The organism is uncultured Rikenella sp. (assembly GCF_910579375.1).
Taxonomy (GTDB): domain Bacteria; phylum Bacteroidota; class Bacteroidia; order Bacteroidales; family Rikenellaceae; genus Rikenella.
In genome coordinates, this window is the sequence record NZ_CAJTUJ010000018.1 from 9,478 (window position 1) to 29,071 (window position 19,594).

Annotated in this window: 15 protein-coding genes and 1 other RNA gene; 10 read left to right on the plus strand and 6 right to left on the minus strand. The window is 58.0% G+C overall.

Annotated elements, in window-relative coordinates; all coding sequences use genetic code 11:
- Positions 1-60: 60 nt before the first annotated feature.
- From QZ302_RS03235 to mltG, 5 genes are all read right to left on the minus strand, one after another.
- A complete protein-coding gene (locus QZ302_RS03235) occupies positions 61-1,641 on the minus strand; it encodes a S41 family peptidase (RefSeq protein WP_294592436.1) in 1,581 nt (526 codons plus the stop codon).
- Positions 1,634-4,858 (minus strand): efflux RND transporter permease subunit, encoded by a 3,225-nt coding sequence (locus QZ302_RS03240; protein WP_294592438.1) that lies wholly within the window; start codon positions 4,856-4,858, stop codon positions 1,634-1,636. Before QZ302_RS03240 ends, QZ302_RS03235 begins: the two co-directional genes overlap by 8 nt.
- On the minus strand, positions 4,855-7,938 hold the full coding sequence (locus QZ302_RS03245) for an efflux RND transporter permease subunit (protein WP_294592440.1): 3,084 nt from the start codon (positions 7,936-7,938) through the stop codon (positions 4,855-4,857). The genes QZ302_RS03240 and QZ302_RS03245 overlap by 4 nt, the downstream gene beginning before the upstream one ends.
- Before the next feature lie 146 nt (positions 7,939-8,084).
- Positions 8,085-9,650 (minus strand): apolipoprotein N-acyltransferase, encoded by a 1,566-nt coding sequence (gene lnt, locus QZ302_RS03250; protein ID WP_294592443.1) that lies wholly within the window; start codon positions 9,648-9,650, stop codon positions 8,085-8,087.
- A 34-nt stretch (positions 9,651-9,684) separates the two neighbouring features.
- On the minus strand, positions 9,685-10,764 hold the full coding sequence (gene mltG, locus QZ302_RS03255; protein ID WP_294592446.1) for an endolytic transglycosylase MltG: 1,080 nt from the start codon (positions 10,762-10,764) through the stop codon (positions 9,685-9,687).
- Positions 10,765-10,869: 105 nt separating this feature from the next.
- Here mltG and ffs point away from each other — a divergent pair.
- The 8 genes from ffs to gap all read left to right on the plus strand — a co-directional run bounded on the left by ffs (position 10,870) and on the right by gap (position 16,475).
- Positions 10,870-10,968, plus strand: an RNA gene (gene ffs, locus QZ302_RS03260) — signal recognition particle sRNA small type.
- A 101-nt stretch (positions 10,969-11,069) separates the two neighbouring features.
- Positions 11,070-11,423 (plus strand): hypothetical protein, encoded by a 354-nt coding sequence (locus QZ302_RS03265; RefSeq protein ID WP_294592448.1) that lies wholly within the window; start codon positions 11,070-11,072, stop codon positions 11,421-11,423.
- Between the two features lie 56 nt (positions 11,424-11,479).
- Positions 11,480-12,475, plus strand: a complete 996-nt coding sequence (locus tag QZ302_RS03270) for a 6-bladed beta-propeller (RefSeq protein WP_294592450.1) — start codon at positions 11,480-11,482, stop codon at positions 12,473-12,475.
- 6 nt (positions 12,476-12,481) lie between these two features.
- Entirely contained in the window at positions 12,482-13,024 is a 543-nt protein-coding gene (locus QZ302_RS03275) for a hypothetical protein (protein WP_294592452.1), read from the plus strand.
- Positions 13,025-13,152: 128 nt separating this feature from the next.
- Entirely contained in the window at positions 13,153-13,767 is a 615-nt protein-coding gene (locus tag QZ302_RS03280) for an L-threonylcarbamoyladenylate synthase (RefSeq protein ID WP_294592454.1), read from the plus strand.
- Positions 13,768-13,780: 13 nt separating this feature from the next.
- Complete coding sequence (locus QZ302_RS03285) at positions 13,781-14,353, plus strand: DUF4199 domain-containing protein (RefSeq protein WP_294592455.1); 573 nt, start codon at positions 13,781-13,783, stop codon at positions 14,351-14,353.
- Between the two features lie 15 nt (positions 14,354-14,368).
- On the plus strand, positions 14,369-15,316 hold the full coding sequence (locus QZ302_RS03290) for a glycosyltransferase family 2 protein (RefSeq protein ID WP_294592457.1): 948 nt from the start codon (positions 14,369-14,371) through the stop codon (positions 15,314-15,316).
- A gap of 154 nt (positions 15,317-15,470) precedes the next feature.
- Positions 15,471-16,475: a type I glyceraldehyde-3-phosphate dehydrogenase gene (gap, locus tag QZ302_RS03295; RefSeq protein WP_294592459.1), complete on the plus strand. Its 1,005-nt coding sequence runs from the start codon at positions 15,471-15,473 to the stop codon at positions 16,473-16,475.
- A gap of 79 nt (positions 16,476-16,554) precedes the next feature.
- On the opposite strand, the gene ispF is transcribed toward gap, so the two are convergent.
- Positions 16,555-17,037 carry a 2-C-methyl-D-erythritol 2,4-cyclodiphosphate synthase gene (gene ispF / locus QZ302_RS03300; protein WP_294592461.1) on the minus strand — a complete coding sequence of 161 codons (483 nt, stop codon included), beginning with the start codon at positions 17,035-17,037 and terminating at the stop codon, positions 16,555-16,557.
- A gap of 350 nt (positions 17,038-17,387) precedes the next feature.
- Between ispF and QZ302_RS03305 the strand changes: the two genes are divergently transcribed.
- Positions 17,388-18,845, plus strand: coding sequence for an aminoacyl-histidine dipeptidase (locus QZ302_RS03305; protein WP_294592463.1), 1,458 nt, complete (start codon positions 17,388-17,390; stop codon positions 18,843-18,845).
- Between the two features lie 285 nt (positions 18,846-19,130).
- The coding region (locus QZ302_RS03310) for a carboxypeptidase-like regulatory domain-containing protein (protein WP_294592465.1) at positions 19,131-19,594 on the plus strand (464 nt) is incomplete at its 3' end.

The following is a 19,594-nucleotide window of genomic DNA, read 5'->3' on the forward strand; positions in this document are numbered from 1 at the left end:
GTCGGAAAACCAGCTTTTCATTGTGGTGAAAGGGAGATTGCTTGTGGCTTTTCAACCCGATCATTTCGAAAGGTGTTGCTCCTGCAACCAGCGGAGAAAACGCGGGAGAATGTCTTCTTCTTGCTTCCCGGCCAGCCACTCCTCGCAGGAGATCGGCTCGGGTTGCAACGGAATATCCACCGGTTCGAACTCGAACCGTGGTGCATGAACATCATTTCGTAAACTCGAATAGGGAATCGTGAACGAAAAATTCGTATACGGCAGCTTGGCCCATTGTGCATTTCCGCCGCTGATGCTCGCATAGCCTCCACAAGGCTCGCCCGCCGTTAGGCCGATCTCCTGCTCCTTGAAATGCTGGGCAAAGAGCTGCGCCGCCGAGTAAGTCCCCGAACCGGTCAGCAGGTAGACCGCCTGCCCCCGATACCGGTGTTTCAGAACCGAGTCCGGCCGGAAACGAAGATCGTACACCATGTCAGTCGTGAAAAAGTTCCCGTCCGGAATGCTGTCCACATACGCCGCCATCTGTTCCTGTTGTTCGGGTGTCAGGCCGAACAGGTCGTACTGCGTGTTCCAAATCACGGTCTTGATCTTTTCGCGGTTCGCGTCCGTCACCCGATAGGCCTTGTTCGCATCCACCGACCGGGTCGTCAGGTAGTTCAGCGTCTTGTAGACGTTGTCGATCATCCCGCCCCCGTTCTCGCTGATGTCGAGCACCAGCGTGTCGATTCGGTTCCGGTCGACCCATGCCATGGCCCGCCGCAGCTTTCGGGAATAACGCCGGTCTTTCTTGCCCAGGCCGAGCAGCATGGACACCGGACTCTGACCCACGAAATAATCGATACTCACCACCGCGCTGTGCGCGCCGATCCGCTGTCGGGAGATCGTCTTGTCGCCGAAAAAGAGACTCCACACATTGTCGTCCCTGGATCTTTGTCTCTTCTTTTTAGCTATTTTCCGAAGTTCTCCGCGGGTCATGCCGGCCAACGTAACCGTATCGACCCGTTCGCTCCCCGGCAAAACGTACTCCACCCGATAGGGCGCCGGTTCTCCTTCCATGAACAGAAAGTTCATCAGGCTATACCAATAGGCAGATTCTCCCGTTTCGATGATAGAAAAGCCCTCGCCGTCCTTCTCCCAAGCGGGTATGGAGCGCATGACACAGGCCATCTCTTGCGCCGACCGGCCGTTCACACGAAGAATCCGGGCATCCTCCGGCAGGTGTCCCGTAGGATCTCTCTGAACGAACGTCGTCCCGTCTTTCCAGTTCTTGATGCTGATCGGAAACAACGTGTCGGTCGGCTGAAAGACTCGATGACGGTTATAATACGACATGTCGGGAAAGGTGAAATGACCGTCCTGGATCAACGTCCCCGTATACCGCAAGGCATACAGATATTCGTTCTGCGTCCTGGCGGCTTGCAGTTTCTCGCGTAGCGCCTCCACCCATTTCTCCCACTCTTCGTCGCTGGCTCCGCGGTGACCGTAGATATATACGGAGTCGATCTGGCGAACGATAAACGCCAACTCCTCGTCCCGCTGCTCCCGAGTCAGGAAGGTGCTGTCCGCCGGATCCTGGGCCTGTGCGGAAAGGAAAGATCCGGTTAAAAGAAACAGAAAAAAACAATTACCCAATTTATTCATGACGTATGGTTTTGGTACTGTCGATATGTTGTGGTCTGTTTGGCTCTTTCATCGGCAGGAAGAGCGGCAGGAAGAGTAGGATCGCGATCAGCGAAAAGAGCATACCCCCCATCGCTCCCGCGGCGAACGAGAACCAGAAGGGTTCGCGGCTCACCACCACGAACGGAACCAGCCCCAGTACCGTGGAAAGCACGGTCAGCAGGATCGGCACGATCTTCCGGTTGTAAGCCCGCAGGTAGGTCGGCAAACCCGCTCGCACGCCGCTCCGCAGGAAGAGGTTGTAGTCGTTGATGAGGTAGATGCCGGCATTGACCACCAGCCCGCTCAGCAGGACGAACGAAGCGAAGCCGCCCTGGTCGAACCGCAGTTCGAAGAGGTAGAAGGTTAGAAAAACGCCGATGAACGAGATCGGAATCATCGCGATAATTACCAGCGGCTGGCGAAGCGATTCGAAGAGCACCGAGCAGATGAAGTAGATGATGACGATGATCAGGCCCAGCAGCCAGTACGGTGTGCCGCCGCCATCGCTCCACCAGCCTCCGCCCCGGTCGTTCGCCACGCTGTAGCCCACCGGCAGCTCGGCCCGCAGCCGCTCCGCCTGTCGGTCGGTGAAGCGGTTCGCCAGCTCGTAAGAGCCCACGAAGTCAAACGCCACGATCAACGAATACTGCTGGTTGTGTTTGTAGATGTTGTTCCCCGAGCGTCGTTTGGCCAGCTCGCCGAGCTCCGAGAGCTTGACATTCCGGTCGCCGACCGTCAGGATGTCGTTCCGCATGTGCCACGCGTCGAAACGCTCCGCCTCGGAGGAGACCAGCACCGCCTGTTCCATCCGTCCGTCGTGGTAGAACGACGGCAATCCCTGGCGGTAGACCTGTTCGCTCAGCGTCCGGTAGTAGGCCGACGGGGTCACGCCGTACAAGGCGAAACGGTCGAAATTCAGGTCGAGGTAGAACTCCGTCCGGTTGTCTTTCCCGCCGAAGGTGACCCGCCCCATGATCTCCGGGTCGGACACTCGCGGGTTGACCGAAATCGAGTCCACCAGTTCCTGCGCATAGCGGTAGAGTTGTTCGTAGTTGTAGCCCCGCAGCGTGATCCGGTTCGATTTCCATCCCGAACTGAGGCTGTTGTTGAATCCCTGTCCCACGCCGTAGATGCTCCAGTCGGCGCCGCCGAGGCTGATGGCTTTCGAGGTGGCGAGGTCTTTCAGCCGGAAGGCGAAGCCCTGCCGGTCGGCTTCGGGTCGGAAGGTCACGGTGATCTGCCCGTTGTCGTACCCCGTGATCGAGGTGCGGAACATGTCGATCTCGTCGAATCCGCTCAGGAAATTCTCCATGTCGCGCATCGTCTCGTTCAGCTGGTGCACGGTGCACCCCTCGGGCAGCCGGGCGCCGATAATCAGCCGCGTCCGTTCCGGATCGTTATAGAAGTTCGAGTTGTAGACCTTCTTGGCGAAGAGCCGCATCGAACCGCCCAAGGCCCCTTCGAACCACTCCTTGGCTTTCTGCTGATAGAAGTTGCTGCCGATCGTGGCGTTGTAGGCCCGTACCCAGAGGGTCGAATCCCAGGCCGGATCGTTCTTGTGCTCGATCTTGGCGGGCAGCAGCTGTACGGGCAGGCCGAATCCTAAAATAGCCACTGTGATATAGGCCCATTGCCACCGCCGGCCGTGTCGCAGGAAACGGGCGTAGCGGGCTGTCGTCCGAGCTGTCCACCGTTTTCCGCGGGTGCGGAAACGGCGTGCCCGTTTCGAACGCTGTCGTCCGTAGATCGGGCTCTTGTCGAGCAGGGCGGGGATGAAGAAGACCGAAATCGCCATCGAGACGACGAGGTTGATGACGATGACGGCGCAGAAGTCGACCAGATTCTCGCGCTGGCTCTCGGGCAGGAAGAGCACGATGCTCAGCGCGCCGATGGTGGTGAGCAGGGCGCCCATAATCGCCAAAAATACCCGCCGGTTGCGGAACCGGCCGTAGTGGTCGATCATGATGATCGAGGTGTCGATGATCATCCCGAGCGAGACGGTGATCCCCGCCAGCGAGTAGAGATGGATCTCCAGCCCGAAGAGGTTGTAGAAGATAAAGGCCACCAGCACGTTGCATGCCAGCGTCAGGACGATCATCCACAGATACCTCCAGCTCCGGCTGGTGAGGAAGACGAAGAGCAGCAGGATCAGTACCGACAGCCCCGTCCGCCAGTAGATTTTGTTCAGCTCGCCCCGGATGTAGACCGAGGTATCGTCGGCCAGCAGGATGGCGTAGCCCGGCGGCAGAGAGGCGCGTATCTCCTCCACTTTCGCTTTCAGAGCGTCGGTCACGACGAGGGTGTTGACGTGCTTCTCGGCGTAGATCGTCAGGTTGATGTTGTTCAGTCCGTTGATCCGGTAATAGTTGTCGGGCAGCTTCTGGCGGTGTTCGACGGTGGCGACTTCGCCCAGACGAACGATCCGGCCGCCGCAGTTGCCCACTTCGATCCGTTCCCACGCTTCGGGCGGCACGGGGCGCGGCCGAAGACCGATGCGGATCTGTCGCGGTTCGCCTGTCCGGTCGTCCGTTTCGAGCGTGCCGATCCCCAGCTGGTCGTTGCGGGCCAGCCGTTGGAAGGCGTTCCGGATATCCTGTCCGGTCAGGCCGAGTGTGGCGCAACGGTTCGGGTCGAAGGTCACGACCCACTCGAACGGCGTGGCGCCGGTCACCGAGACCTGTCGTACCCCTTCGACCCGCGAGAGGGGCTCGGCGATGTTCTTTTCGGCGTATTGCTCGATTTGCCAGGTGGGCAGGTCGGCGTTGATCGTGTAGGTGAGCACCGGCGAGGCGCTCTCGCCATCCATCCCGGTCGAGAGCTGGGGGTAGGAGACGCCGTCGGGCAGCGAGGGGTAAAGCTGGCGCAGCCGCGACGAGATGTCGAACCGGACGGCGTCCATCCGGGCCTCTTTTTTGAAACTGAGGGAGATGCTGCCGCCGTCTTTGTAGGAGGCGGAGTACATCTCGCGGATGCCGGAAATGGAGGCGAGGGTGCCTTCGATCTTCGAGGTGACCTCCTGTTCCACCACCCGCGCCGAGGCGCCCGGCCAGTTGAACCAGACGGTGATCCCTTTTTGGCTCACGCCGGGCGCATATTGGACATGGAGCAGCGGGATCATGGCGATCCCGATCACCATCAGGGTCGCCATCACCAGAATCACGGTGAAGGGGGATATGCGTCGTGTCGGCGTGCTCATGACCGGGAAGAGGGGCGCCGTTTATCGCTCCGGCGGTAGATGAGGTAATAGAAGATCGGAATGAAGTAGACGCTGACGATGGTTCCGAAGACCATCCCGCCGATGATGGCGAGCGACAGCGGCCGCTGGAGGTCGTTCCCCATCCCGCCCGAGAAGAGGAAGGGCAGGATGGCCAAAATGGTCGTGAGGGAGGTCATGACGATCGGTTTGAGCCGCCGGTCGCCGCCGGTCAGCACGGCGCGCAGCAGACCGTGGCCTTCGCGCCGCAGCCGGTTGAAGGTGTCGACTTTCAGGATCGAGTCGTTGATGACGATCCCGCTCATCACCACGAGGCCGATCAGCGACATCAGGTTGAGGCTCGATCCGCACAGCCACAGCACGAACAGCGCGCCCGAGATGTCTACGACGATTTCGGACATGATGATGAAGGGCTGTACCAGCGATTCGAACTGCGAGGCGAGGATGAAGTAGAGCAGCAACAGCGAGACGACGAGCACGGTCACGAGCTGTTGCAGGGTGTCGCGGCTGTCGAACCAGCCGCCCGAGAAGCCGACTTCGAAGTTGCCGTCGCGTTCCACCGCTCGCCGGACGACGTTCATCGTCTCCGGCACCTGTTCGTCGGCCACGTCGAGGTGCAGCGGGTAGTACTCTCCCTCGGCGCCCGAGACGATGCTCCGCAAGTCGCGGTCGGGGCTCTCGGTCAGGAGGAGCGATACGGGGATCTCGACCCGGTCGCCCGACAGTACGGTGTGGGTGGCCAGCACCTCCCGCACGGTTCGTTCCGCGGCCCCTAACGAGACGGGCAGGGAGTATTGTCCCTGCCGAATCTCCATAATCCGGTTCTCGTTGAAGGCGCTTTTCAGGGCATAGTAAAGTTCGTCGTACCCCACCCGGTAGAGCGACATCCGGTCGGGATCGGCGTAGAGGGTGAGGTGCTCCTGCCAGACGACGGGCTCGATCCGCACCCCCGGCAGACTGTCCCGAAGGGCCGCCAGCAGCGGATTGAGTTTGTCCGGCTCGGCGCTCCCTGCCGTGGGACGCAGCCGCGCCGTCAGGGTCGCGCCGGTCTCGGAAAAGATCATCTCGAAGATGTTCCCCGCCTCTTCGGTCTGAAAGGCGGCTTCGGGGAACTCCCGCTGCACGTACCGTTGTGCCCGCGCGACGACTGCCCCTAAGGAGTCCGGATCGTTCACCCGCACATAGACTAACGCCTCATTGTTTCCCGTCTCGCGGGTATGCGAGAGGACGAACTGTTGCCGGCCGGCCAGCACGGTGGCATGCTCGGCCCCTGCTCCCAGTTCGCCGACCAGCCGGTCTGTCCGGCGGCGGTTTTCGGCGGCGGTAATCGGTTGGTTCCAGTCCACATGCAAAATAATATCCTCTTTGTCCATCGCCGGCATGGTGCTCTTGTCGAGTTCCCGATAGAACCAGATGCCGGCCAGGGTGAATCCGGCGACGGAGAACCATACGAGCCGCTGGTGTCGGAAGACCCACTTGAGGCTCCGTTCGTATGCTCCGGCCATGTCCCGCACGCCGATTCGTTGCAGGATGCGGTTTCGGCCGCGCTGCTCTTTCCCGCGATAGAGCAGGTGGTAGTAGACGGGGATGATGGTCATGGCGACGATCAGCGAGGAGACGAGGCCGATGGTCACGGCCATCGCCTGGTCGTAGAACATGGCGCCGGCGATGCCGCTCAGGAAAATCAGCGGCACGAAGATCGAACAGGTGGTCAGCACCGAGCTGAGCAGGGCCGAGAAGACTTCGCCCGTCCCGACGACGACGGCCTCTTTCATCCGTTCGCCGCGGTCCCACCGTTGCGAGATGTTGTCGATGACGATGATCGAGTTGTCGACCATCATCCCGAGGCCGAGCATCAGTCCCGAGAGCGAGATGATGTTGATCGAGATGCCGAGGATGAAGAAGAAGAGCAGCGACACGAGCAGCGACAGCGGAATGGTCAGCGTGATGAGGAGCGGGGCGCGGAAGTCCTGCATGAAGAGGAAGATCACGAGGCAGGCCAGCACGGCACCCACGATCAGGTTGCTCTCGAGGTTGCCGATGGAGTAGTCGAGCAGTTGGGTCTGGTCGCGTGTGAGGGTAAAGTCGATGTCGGGGTAGTCGTGTTCGAAATGGTCGACGAGGCGGTTGATTTCGGCTTTGAGGTCGCCCATCCGGGCGTCGGACTGCTTGATGACGGCCATGGTGACGGCTTCGCGGCCGTCGGAGAGGACGATGCCCTGGCGTTGTTGCGGCCGTTCGACCACGGTGGCGAGTTCGCCGAGGCGGAATATCCGGCCTTCGATGTTGAGGGGGATTCGTTCGATGTCGCGCCGGCCGGAGAGGGTGGAGTTGAACCGGATGTTATACTGGTACTGGCCGTCCCGGACGGTCAGGTTGCCCATGTTGATGTGGTTGGCCTGGATGGCGGCTTCGAGCTGCGAGGGTTCGATGCCCAAGGCTTCGAGCCGGGCGGCGTCGGGGATCACGACGAGTTCGGGGTACAGGCGGCCGCTCATGTCGACGAAGGCGACTTGCGAAAGCTGTTCGAGCCGTTTGGCGATCACGGTGGCGGCGAAGTTGCTGAGTTCGATCAGCCGGTTCTCGCGGGCGCGGCTGTTGGCAGCTGCTCCGTCGGCGGGTCGTTCGTCGGAGAGGGTGAGGTTCAGATAGAAGGCGGGGATGTCGGTGGCGCTGGCTTTCACGACGGTGGGTCGCTCGACCTCTTTGGGCAGTGATCCCATGGCGCGGTCGATGCGCTCGTTGACGTCGATGAAGAGGTAGTCGATGTCGGAGCCGTAGTCGAATTGCAGAAAGATCAGACCGGCGCCGTCTTTGGCTTCGGCGGTGATCTCGCGCAGGTGGCCTGCCTGCATGAGCTGCGACCGCAGCGGGGCGATGACGGAGGCCTGAAGCTCTCGGGCGGGGGTGTTCGGGGCGTGGATCCGGACGGTGATCTGCGGAATGTCCACTTCGGGCATCAGGGAGATGGGAAGCAGCCGCGAGGCCACGATCCCGAGCACGACCACGGCGATGGCGCACATGGTCACGGCGATCGGTCGCTCTATCAGTCTTCGAACCATAGCTTATTGCATAATCTTATTTGTTTTGCTTGTGCTTATCGGGAGGGTACTGTTCTTTTTAACTTCGCTCCGCTCGTTTTCCTCCTCGCCGCTCGGCTCTTCAGAAAAGGTACGGTTCCATGCGGGTAGACACAGCCAACGAACAGTTATTCATCAAGGAGCGAGCGTTTTCGGAAGCGCCACGCCACCGAGTAGAGCACGCACAACCCCAGTACCAGCAGCGACAAGCGCGCTACGTAGTCCCCCCCGCGGACATACGGCGTCAGCGAGTCGTTCGACCGGATGTCGCCCGTCAGCAAGTCCCGTTCGTCCCAGTGGCTGCGGTCGAGCACCTCCCCCCGCTGAGAGATGAAGCCCGAAATGCCCGTGTTTGCACACCGCGCGATCGCCCGGCGCGTCTCCACCGCCCGCAGCCGCGCATAGCTGAAGTGGTGCCGGTAGCCTGGCGTGTCGCCCCACCAGCCGTCGTTCGTGATGACGAACATCACCTGCGCCCCGCGGCGGACGTATTCCGTGAAAAATTCCCCGTAGACCGACTCGTAGCAGATCGCCACTCCCGCACGCTCCCCTTCGGGATTGACGATGAGCGTCCGGTGCTCCTGCATCCCCAGCGAACCCGAAATCCCCCCCAGGTCGATGTTCAGAAACTTCAGCCTCCCGAACACCTTCGGATAGGGAAACAACTCCGCTCCCACCACCAGCTTCGATTTGTGATAGACCTGTACGTTCGAATCGGCCGCCGAAATTCCCAATGCGCTGTTATAGACGTCGTAAGAGATGCCCCACAGCGGGTCGGTGCGCGTCCATCGCCGGTGCGGCATCCCCTCCTCATAACGCAACAGCGTGGTCGCCCCCGCCACCAGCGTCGCTTGCGGGAAACGCCGCATGAACCGTCGCAAGGTGTCGATTTCGGCGTTGTCGTCCAGGTCGTTCAGCCAGAAATCGCCGTCGAAAGCGGTCTCCGGCGTCAGGATGAACTCCACGTCGCGCGGCGCCCCTTCCGCTAAGCCGAGGATAATGTCGCGCTGCTGCGTCGAGGTCAGACCGCCGAATTTCTCGTTGTACGGGTCGATGTTCGGCTGCACCACCGCCACCCGTACCGCCTCTCCGCCCTCTTCGTAAGTGGCGTAGCGAATCAGCGAGGCCCCGACCGGTAAGACTACCCACAAAATCGCCGGCAGTGCCGTCCGCCATCGTCCGGTGCGCCGGTTCTTCCAAAACCGGTAGAAGAGGATATTCCCCACCAGCACCCACAGCGAGCCGCCCAGTGCGCCGGTCAGTTCATACCACTGCACGACCTGCGGCGTGTCGGCGAACCCGTAGCCGAGCGTCAGCCACGGGAACGAGATTTCGTTGTTCAGAAAAAGGGTCTCGAACGCGATCCAGAGTGTGACGAACAGCGCCCATCCGACCGGTTGGGGTACCCGGAATCGCAGCCAGTGGAAGAGCAGGAAAGGGAGCAGGGTGAAAAACAAGCTCCCGAGCGGGATGCCGAACGTGGCCACCGGGGTGGCGATGCCGACCCACCACGTGGTCGAGACGTTCCACAGGGTAAACGCCGCCGCTACCCAGAGCCAGTAGAGCCGGGGACGCTCGTCGCCCAGCACGAGCAAGGGTACGAAGGCGAAAAAAAGGCTCCACCCGCCGCACCCCCACCAGGGCAGGGCGAGCAACAGGGCCGAGAGCAGGGTATAGAGGATTTTTCTCAGCATCTCGTTTCGGTTTTCTGCGATGAACGGCTCCGTGTTACCGGATGCCGCGACGGTTGAGTTCCGCGGCATAGGCCGCAGCGTTGCGGCTGTGCTCGGGCAGTGTCCGGGCAAAGGCGTGCCGTCCCGAGAAGTCCGACTTGGCGCAGAAATAGTAATAGTCGTGCCGGTTCTCCCGGTCGGCATAGGCCAGTGTCGCGTCTAACGCCGCGATCGACGGCACGCAGATCGGCCCGGGCGGCAGGCCGGCATATTTGTAGGTGTTGTACGGCGAGTCGAAGGCCAGATGTTTATGCAGCACGCGCCGGATGGTCGGATCGCCCACGGCGAATTTCACGGTCGGATCGGCCTGGAGCAGGATGCCTTTCCGCAGCCGGTTGATGTAGACGCCCGCCACCTGGGTCATCTCGCCCCGGAAGTTGGTCTCCTCGGCGACGATCGAGGCGATGGTGGCGATCTGCTCCGGCGTGTATCCCAGCTCTGCGGCCCGCCCCCGCCGTTCGTCGTTCCAGAACCGGTCGTGCTCCTTTTGCATCCGGGCTACGAACTCGCGCGGGGTCATCGTCCAGTAGACTTCGTAGGTATTTGGAATGAAGAGCGACGGAAAGGTCGCCCGGGTCAAACCGGTCTCGGCAATGACCGCCGGGTCGCTCAGCGTTTGCAGGATGGTCGCCGAATCCGCTTCGATATATTTCGCTACGACGCCCGCCAGTCGATCCATCGTCCGGATGTTGTTGAAGGTCAGCCGAACCGGCGTCTGGCGACCGAAGCTGAAAGCCGACAAGGCCGCCCGATAAGTCTCTCCTTTCTGCAAGGCATAGTGGCCGGGACGAACGGTGTCGCGGTCGAAAGCCCGGGCGTATGCGATCCATTTCCTGCCGTTCCGCACATAGCCGCTGTCGACGAGCATCCGGCTCAGCTCGCCGAACGAGGTGCCGGTAGGCACGTTCACGGCGCCGCTCCGCGCAATGGCGCTGCCGAACCGGTAGTCATACTGTTTCCATCCGAAGATGCCGACGAGGACGAGAAGGATGGCGACCAGCACGAGGAGGATCGCCACCAGTTTTCGGCTTTGGCGGGCGGGTCTCGGGTGCTGATAAGGGTAGGAGGTGGTCATGGGATTGAAGATGTAACGCTTGTGTGATGGTTCAAAGATAGGGAAAAAACGAAAATCGTCGGAGCGGGTTGGGTAAATCGGGAAAAAGGTTTACTTTTGCGCCGTGGGTAAGTCTTGTACGACCAGCTCCTGCTGAATCCCCCAGGGCCGGAAGGCAGCAAGGGTAGGCGGTTGTAGCGGTGCGATGCAAGTAGCTTACCCACTTTTTTTTGTTTTGCGGGGGCGGATGATTTTTGCGAGAAATTTTGACGGAACGATAAATTATATGTTATATTTGTATGTCATCTGGCGGTAATTAGTGCCGGATGAAAATTATTAACCCTTTAAATAAAAACAAAGATGAAAAAACAGCTAAAAAGATTGCCTTGGGTGTGTTGGGCGGTTTGTTGGCGGGTGGCGCGTATTTGAATTATCGAATGGCGCAGCCGAAACAAGCGATGTCGGACTTGACATTGGCTAATATCGAAGCGATGGCGGTGCTCATTGGTCCGGAACTGGATGTGGATCCGGTTAATCCGGATGGTTGTGTTGCGATGGCATCTTGCAAATCAGGTGGAACCATAAAATGTAATGGTCAAACATCTTGTGAGTCGACCACATCTTCTGGGGGGTATAAAACGGTGATTTGCGATGGAGTAGTGGGTGCTGGTTGTTACTAAAATTAAATGATTTCCCCTGTTGATCTAATATCTAACAGATTTTAATTTGTTGGAACATGAAAAGTAAATTCTACCTATTATGGGTGTGGATTTTTTTGTCGGTTTCGTGCGCTAATTTGGAAAAGCGGGAAGTTGTCGATCTGATGTCGGATAAAGTGATGAATCGATTGTCCGATTCGTCGTTTTTCAGCAGTATCCCTTGTGTCGGTGAATACGATGGAGATATTTACATGTCTGACCGGAAACGCTGTCAGATATTTCGGCTGGATTCGAACCTGAATCTGTTGAAGACGATCGGCATGCAGGGGCATGGGCCTCAGGATTTTGGTTATATCGAGCATTTTGTGATCTCGAAGGATACTATTTTTGTCGGAGATGTGACCAAAATGCGGATTCTGCGTTTTACTACTGACGGGCAGTTCTGCGGCTCTGAAAATCCGGATGGGAAGATACCGCTCAATTACCGGTTCGCTACGAATGCCGGCAATCTCTTTTATACTTATCCGGAAGGAGTTGCGGGGAAAGCTCTGATAGATTACGATCGTAAATCAGGGCAGTTGAATTGGTTCGGTCGGACTGCGGATTTTGGGCATCCGAATAAAACAAAACGACAAAATGAACGGGGTGTCCATCTTTGGGGTGATCGGTTGGTGGTAGTTCCCATGTCTATTCCAGTGATTGAAATATATCATGCGGGAACTCGGGAATTGGAACAATCGGTGGATATTTCTTCGGTGCCTGTGGTGCAGGCTATGTATCGGAAAATGGCCAATGATCGGACGATAGCGTCGTCGCCCGATAGCTTTTATCTGATATTTTTAGACTCTTACCTGCATCAAGATGCTTTGTATATTCTCGCTTCGGTCTATGTGAATGACAAATTGGATCATTCGGCATTGTTGGAGTTCGATTTGTCGCACGGGGGTGCAGAATGGGTGCGGCAGTATGATTTTCCGGATTGGGTGTTGAAAATTTGTGTAACCGACGACTATATCTACGGATTTGTGCCGAAGTCGTCGTCGATCAAGCGGTATCCGCTCCCGAAACATTGACCGTCCATGTGCCGAAACCTTATACTTTTGCTGAGCGCAGGCTTTTTATGGGCCTGCGGCGGCCCTTCCCGGTCGACGGTCGATGAGCCGTACGTTCAGGATACGGCGTACCTGCAATACGAGGCGATGATCCGTGACTTTCTGGTGGGGAAGCGAATCTCTTCTTTGGCCAGGATAATGGCCCCGGACGATGTCCCGTCGGATAATTGTGTGTTGCTGATTTACCACGGCATGGACTGCGGCAGTTGTCTGGATGCCGGATTTGCCTCAGTGGAGCGGCTGCGCAACAAGGGGGTGCCGTATGTCACGGTGGCTATCGATGCCAATGTCTCCGAGGCGCAGCAACGCTATGGCTATTATGATTATATTTATACCGATCGGGGAGACTTGCTCCGTCGGGAGTTGAAATATGTCAATACCCCGATTTTGCTGTTATTGGACGATTCGCTTCGGATCGTCGATATGTATAAACCGGCGAGTGGTACGGAGGTGGCCGCTACACGTTTCGAACAAACGGTTCGTGCGGTTCGACCTGCCGCCGGACAGTGAATGGCGGCTACGCATTTCGCGCCGCGCCATTAGAGGAAAGAGGCCTTGCATGTCCCAGTCGGGGCGCGCAGGGCTTTTTTAGTGGCAGTCGGCTCCCCCGTCGGCAAAATGTGATAACTTTGTACCCTATGATTATCAAACTCTATCCCGAAAACCCCAACGAACGTACCGTGCGGCAGGTGGTCGAGCTGTTGCGGAACGGCGGGGTGATCGTCTATCCGACCGACACCGTCTATGCCTTGGGGTGCGCGCTGGATCAGCCGAAGGCCATCGACCGGCTGCGGACGATCCGCGGCGGGAAAAATTCGACCGAGATGTCCATTGTCTGCTCCGAAATCGGCGAGGTGGCCGAGTATGCCAAGGTGGACAACCGGGTCTTCAAACTCCTGAAATACAATCTGCCGGGACCGTTTACCTTTATCCTGCCCGCCTCGTCGCGCATTTCGGAGCGGGTGATGGTCGGTCGGCGGACGGTCGGCGTGCGGATTCCGGACAACTCGATCGCGCAGGCCATCGTGCGGGAGTTGGGGATGCCCCTGGTGACTGCTTCGGTGCGGACGGATGATGTGGGCGAGGAGATCGAATACATCACCGATCCGGAGCTGATTCACGAACGCTATGCGGCAGTGGAGGCTGTGGTCGACGGCGGGATGGGCGACGTGCATGCCTCGACCGTGGTGGACTGCACGCAGGACGGCGAAGTCGAAGTGGTGCGGAAGGGATTGCGGGAACTGGAATTTTAAAAATCGGATTTTCATGGAAGAACAGGAACGTTCGACGGAGGCGATGGATCGGCCGATGCCCGATCCGAACTGGAAATCGAAATATCGGGCCGAATGGATGACGGGCGGCTTGGTATTGGGGCTGGCTCTGTTTGCGCTCATGGGGCTGGAGTACCTTTTGCGGGGAGTGCGGGCTCAGGCGGGGTGGGTCGGTCTGTTGCTGGCGGTCGCTCCGCTGGCGGTGCTGGTTGCCGTGCTGGTGATCTACGGACGTCGCGGGGCGGCGTTGCGGGGAGCGCGATTTACGTACGGGAAGGCGTTCGGTTTCTCGTTGTGGATCTGTCTGCTGAGCGGGATTATTTACGGTACGGGTATCTTTCTCCTGCTGGAGGTGGTCGATCCGGTCTATTTCGGGCGGACGTTCGAACAGGCGCTGGCGGTCTATCTCCAGGCCGGCATGCTCACAGTGCAGGAGGGGCGCGAACTCATGGAATTGATGCACAGTCTGCCGTTTATGGTTGTCAGCGGGATTCTCGCTATGGTATTGCAGGGCGGTTTCGTGGCGCTGTTTACGTCGGCGGTGGTGCGGTATCGGGTTAATCAATAAGCAATAGTGAGGGTTATGGATATTTCGCTGGTCATTCCGGTATATAACGAAGAAGAGTCGCTCGTGCCGCTGATGGAGTGGGTGGCGCGGGTGATGACGGAGAACGGCTTCTCCTACGAAGCGATTTTCGTGGACGACGGCTCGACGGACGGGTCGTGGACGGTCATTACGCAACTCAGGGAGCGATATCCGGAGGTGCGGGGGATCCGCTTCCGGCGGAATTACGGGAAGTCGCCCGCCCTGTACTGCGGATTCGACGCGGCGCAGGGCGATGTGGTGATTACGATGGACGCAGACTTGCAGGACTCGCCCGACGAGATTTCGGAACTCTACCGGATGGTGACCGCGGAGGGGTACGACCTGGTGTCGGGCTGGAAACGCAAACGGTACGACCCGATCGGGAAGACCTGGCCGTCGAAGTTTTTCAACTGGACGGCGCGGCGCGCCAGCGGAATCCGGCTGCACGACTTCAACTGCGGACTCAAGGCCTATAAGAAAAAGGTGGTCAAATCGATCGAGGTGTACGGCGAGATGCACCGCTTTATCCCGATACTGGCCAAACAGGCCGGGTTCCGGCGTATCGGCGAGAAGGTCGTACAGCACCGGGCGCGGCAGTTCGGCGTCTCGAAATTCGGCTGGGAGCGGATGATCAAGGGCTATATCGACCTGCTGACAGTGCTCTTCATGACCCGTTTCGGGCGGCGGCCGATGTACATTTTCGGAGGACTCGGGACCGTGATGTTTCTGGTCGGGCTGGTGATCACCGTCTGGCTGATCGCCGAGAAACTCTGGCTGCAGCATCACGGGCTGCCCCTGCGGCCGGTGACCGACCAGCCGCTCTTCTATATCGCCCTTTTGGCAGTGGGGCTGGGAGTGCAGACCTTCCTGGCCGGCTTCCTCGGCGAGATGGTCAACCGCTCGGCGCCGGAGCGGAACCACTATCTGGTGGACGAGCGGTTATAGCGGAAAAGGGCGGTTTTTAGCCCCGCGGATGAAGAAACGGGCCCCAAAAATTGCGCAGATTTGAAAAAATGATTAAAATTGCACTCGGATTCGGGGAGTCTCTTCCCGGCGATGAGACCGGATTTCTGAACAAACACAATAAACACACACAACTATGTCTAAAATCAAAGTAGGTATCAACGGTTTCGGCCGTATCGGCCGCTTGGTGTTCCGGGCCGCAATGACCAAAAACGACATCGAAATCGTTGGGATCAACGACCTCGTGCCGGTGGAATACATGGCGTATATGCTCAAATACGACACCATGCACGGTCAGTTCAAAGGTACCATCGATGTGAAAGACGGGAAACTGGTCGTGAACGGCAACGCCATTCGCGTGACCGCTGAAAAAGACCCGGCAAACCTGAAATGGAACGAAGTGGGGGCTGAATACGTCGTTGAATCTACCGGGCTGTTCCTGACCAAGGAACTCGCTGAAAAACACATTCAGGCGGGGGCTAAGCGGGTTGTGATGTCGGCTCCGTCGAAAGACGACACCCCGATGTTCGTGATGGGGGTGAACAACAAGGAATACAAAGGGCAGACCATCGTGTCGAACGCTTCTTGTACGACCAACTGTCTGGCGCCGATCGCTAAGGTGCTGAACGACAAATTCGGTATGGTAGACGGGTTGATGACCACCGTGCACTCGACCACCGCTACCCAGAAGACCGTAGACGGGCCGTCGATGAAAGACTGGCGTGGTGGCCGGGCTGCTGCGGGCAACATTATCCCCTCTTCGACCGGTGCTGCCAAGGCGGTAGGTAAGGTGATTCCGGCGCTCAACGGGAAACTGACCGGGATGTCGCTGCGCGTACCGACTCTGGATGTGTCGGTAGTCGACCTGACTTGTAACCTGGCCAAGGATGTGACCTACGACGAAATCTGCAAAGCCATGAAAGAGGCTTCGGAAGGCGAACTCAAAGGTATCCTCGGATATACCGAAGACGCTGTCGTTTCGAGCGACTTCCTGGGCGATGCACGGACTTCGATCTTCGACGCAAAGGCCGGGATTCAGCTGACGCCGCGTTTCGTGAAGGTCGTTTCGTGGTACGACAACGAATGGGGTTACTCCAATAAGGTGGTTGAACTCATTCAGCACATGAATACGGTTAAATAGGCTTTGCCTTTATACCTTTATGGAGCGGGGCATCTTGAAATTCAAGATGCCCCGCTCCTTTTTTGTTGGGTGATTGGTTCTATTTTCGGTAGAGCAGTGCCGTGGCATAGACTGCCACTCCCTCCTCCCGGCCGGTGAACCCAAGCCGCTCGGTGGTCGTCGCCTTGACAGATACTCCTTCGACGGCGATTCCCAAAATCGGAGCCAGCGTCTCCCGCATCCGGTCGATATGCGGCCGCAGTTTCGGCGCCTGTGCCAGTATGGTGCAGTCGACATTCCCTATTTCGAATCCTTTCTCATGCACCAGCCCGACGCATTTCTGTAACAGAATCTTGCTGTCTATCCCTTTGAATGCTTGTGAATTATCGGGGAAATGCAGTCCGATATCTCCCAAGGCGAGGGCGCCGAGCAGGGCGTCGCACAGGGCGTGGATCAGCACATCGCCGTCTGAGTGGGCTACGAACCCTTTATTATGTTCAATACGGATGCCGCCTAACCACATGGGCAGTCCCTCTTGCAAGGCGTGCACGTCGAAGCCGTTTCCAATGCGCATCTTTTTCATCTTTATTTCGTACTTTTAACTGTTTGTTTATCGCTCTTTGTCCCGCCTCGAACCGTACCTTTTCTGAAGAAAAGGTACCCAAAAGACTTTTGGAGGATGCTTACGCATCCTAAAGCTGCCGGCAGCCCAACTCTCGGACTTTCTTTGGGCCGGGAGCGAACGGCGCGCTAATGCGAGCTCAACCCCATGCGCGCCGTTGCCCCGACCCAAAAGCAGTCACGAAGACTGAGGACTGCGGAGCCTGGGGCGTAGCGTAGCTGTCATAAAAGTTTTTGGTGCCGCTTTTTCCAAAAAGCGGCAGTTCCATGCGGGTAGACACGATATAAAGAATGTTTAAAAATACGAAAAAGATGGAAATAGGATCATTGCAGCCGCAGATTGTTTGGGAAATATTCGCAGAGATCACCCGCGTGCCCCGGCCCTCCAAGAAAGAGAGCCGGATACAGGCATTCGTTGAAGACTTTGCCCGCCAGCACCGTTTGGAGAGCAAGCGGGACGAAAAAGGGAATATCGTATTGATTCGCCCCGCCTCGTCCGGTCGTGAAGACGAGCCCGCCTTGATTTTGCAAAGCCACATGGACATGGTGTGCGAGAAAGATGCCGACGTCCGGATCGACTTCGAGAACGATCCGATCGACGCCTATGTGGACGGCGAGTGGGTGAAAGCTAAAGGGACTACCCTCGGGGCCGACTGCGGGATCGGGATGGCCTTGCAGATGGCCGTTTTGATCGACAAAGACCTCTCCTGTCCCCGGATTGAAGCTCTCTTTACCGTCGATGAAGAGCAGGGGCTGACCGGTGCGATGAACCTCGGCGACGGGATGCTGACCGGCACTCGGATGATCAATCTCGACTCGGAAGACGAAGGCGAACTCTTTATCGGTTGCGCCGGCGGGATCGATACCATTGCCACCCTGCGTTATACCCCCGAGGCGCGCGGAGCGAAAGACGATTATACCTATTATTATATAGGTGTCTCCGGGCTGCACGGCGGCCACTCCGGCGACGACATCGAAAAGGGGTTTGCGAACTCTAATAAGCTATTGAACAGGTTGTTGTGGAATCTGGATCGTGAGTGGGGACTGCGGGTTGCCCGTTTCGACGGAGGGAATTTGCGGAACGCGATTCCGCGCGAAGCAGAGGCGGTGGCAGCGATTCCTGTCGGGCGCACGGCTGAGGCTGAAAAACTGTTCCGGCGGCTGGCCGAAGAGATCGCTGCGGAGTTCAAACAGACCGAAACCTCGATGAAATTCACCTTCCAACCGGCTACGGAGCACCCGACGCACCTATTGCCGATGGAGGTGCAGCGGCGGTTGCTGGATTTGTTATATGCCCTGCCGCACGGAGTGATGGCGATGAGTCGTTCGATGCCCGGTCTGGTCGAGACTTCGACCAATCTGGCGTCGGTCAAGATGCCCGAAGAGGGGGTAGTGGTGATAACGACCTCGCAGCGCAGCTCGGTGGAGAGCGCCAAACGCGACATTGCGGATCGGGTGGCGGCGGTCTTCGCTTTGGCGGGAGCCGAGGTGCGGCATACGGACGGTTATCCGGGATGGACGCCCAATCCCGACTCGCCGTTGGTGCGGCGTGCGGCGGAAATCTATCGCGAGTTGTTTGGTAACGATCCGAAAATCAGGGCAATCCATGCCGGTCTGGAGTGCGGTCTTTTTCTGACGCGCTATCCGCAGCTGGATATGATTTCGACCGGGCCGACTTTGCGGGGAGTCCACTCTCCGACCGAACGGGTCGAGGTGACTGCCGTGGCGAAAGTCTGGCGTTATCTCCGCGAGCTGGTGGAGCGGGTTTGACGATTTTTTTTAGAAAAAACACGGCTTTTCGTTCGGTTTGTGGCCGATGACCGATCGAACGGAGTTGATACGGTTGAATCCGAAAGGATTAAGTTTTGGAATTTATTTCAAAACAAAACGGTCGTCCGGTTCGTCTTCCGGAGGGAGTGGGCGAAAAGTGAAATTCGCGAGAAAAAGTTTTTTTATCTCGGTAGAAGAGTCTATATTTGTCGATAGTTAGGAGTGGAACCTGACGGAAACTCAAGTCGTAAACAATATTAACCCTTTTCAACTAAATGTTTTTATATGAAGAAAATTAGACTGTTAACATTGTTGATCCTGGGTCTGCTGGTAGGCGGTACAGCCTTCGCGCAGAGCCGGGTGAGCGGCGTGGTCAAGTCTTCGGAAGACGGGCAACCACTCGCAGGTGTAGTCGTACAGATCAAAGGTACGACCATCGGTGCTTTGACCTCGGCCGATGGTTCTTACACCATCAACAACGCATCGGTAGCTAATTCCACGCTGGTTTTTAGCTATGCCGGGATGCGTAAACAGGAGATTCCTGTAGCAGGGAAATCGACCATCAATGTTACCTTGCAGCCCGATGCTTTGCAGACAGAGGCGGTGACGGTGACTGCCTTGGGGGGACGTAAGCAAAACCGCTCGCTGGGTTATGCCACCTCTACCGTCAAAGGCGACGAATTGGCACGTACCAATACTTTGAGCCCGGCGAATGCCTTGCAGGGGAAAGTAGCAGGGGTGCAGATTGC

Coding starts and splice junctions, on each gene's coding strand:
- QZ302_RS03280 (WP_294592454.1), top strand. CDS start 13,153: ATGATTATCAAACTCTATCCCGAAAACCCCAACGAACGTACCGTGCGG.
- QZ302_RS03265 (WP_294592448.1), top strand. CDS start 11,070: ATGAAAATTATTAACCCTTTAAATAAAAACAAAGATGAAAAAACAGCT.
- QZ302_RS03290 (WP_294592457.1), top strand. CDS start 14,369: ATGGATATTTCGCTGGTCATTCCGGTATATAACGAAGAAGAGTCGCTC.
- QZ302_RS03240 (WP_294592438.1), bottom strand. CDS start 4,858: ATGAGCACGCCGACACGACGCATATCCCCCTTCACCGTGATTCTGGTG.
- QZ302_RS03305 (WP_294592463.1), top strand. CDS start 17,388: ATGGAAATAGGATCATTGCAGCCGCAGATTGTTTGGGAAATATTCGCA.
- lnt (WP_294592443.1), bottom strand. CDS start 9,650: ATGCTGAGAAAAATCCTCTATACCCTGCTCTCGGCCCTGTTGCTCGCC.
- gap (WP_294592459.1), top strand. CDS start 15,471: ATGTCTAAAATCAAAGTAGGTATCAACGGTTTCGGCCGTATCGGCCGC.
- QZ302_RS03245 (WP_294592440.1), bottom strand. CDS start 7,938: ATGGTTCGAAGACTGATAGAGCGACCGATCGCCGTGACCATGTGCGCC.
- mltG (WP_294592446.1), bottom strand. CDS start 10,764: ATGACCACCTCCTACCCTTATCAGCACCCGAGACCCGCCCGCCAAAGC.
- QZ302_RS03275 (WP_294592452.1), top strand. CDS start 12,482: ATGTGCCGAAACCTTATACTTTTGCTGAGCGCAGGCTTTTTATGGGCC.
- ispF (WP_294592461.1), bottom strand. CDS start 17,037: ATGAAAAAGATGCGCATTGGAAACGGCTTCGACGTGCACGCCTTGCAA.
- QZ302_RS03270 (WP_294592450.1), top strand. CDS start 11,480: ATGAAAAGTAAATTCTACCTATTATGGGTGTGGATTTTTTTGTCGGTT.
- QZ302_RS03235 (WP_294592436.1), bottom strand. CDS start 1,641: ATGAATAAATTGGGTAATTGTTTTTTTCTGTTTCTTTTAACCGGATCT.
- QZ302_RS03285 (WP_294592455.1), top strand. CDS start 13,781: ATGGAAGAACAGGAACGTTCGACGGAGGCGATGGATCGGCCGATGCCC.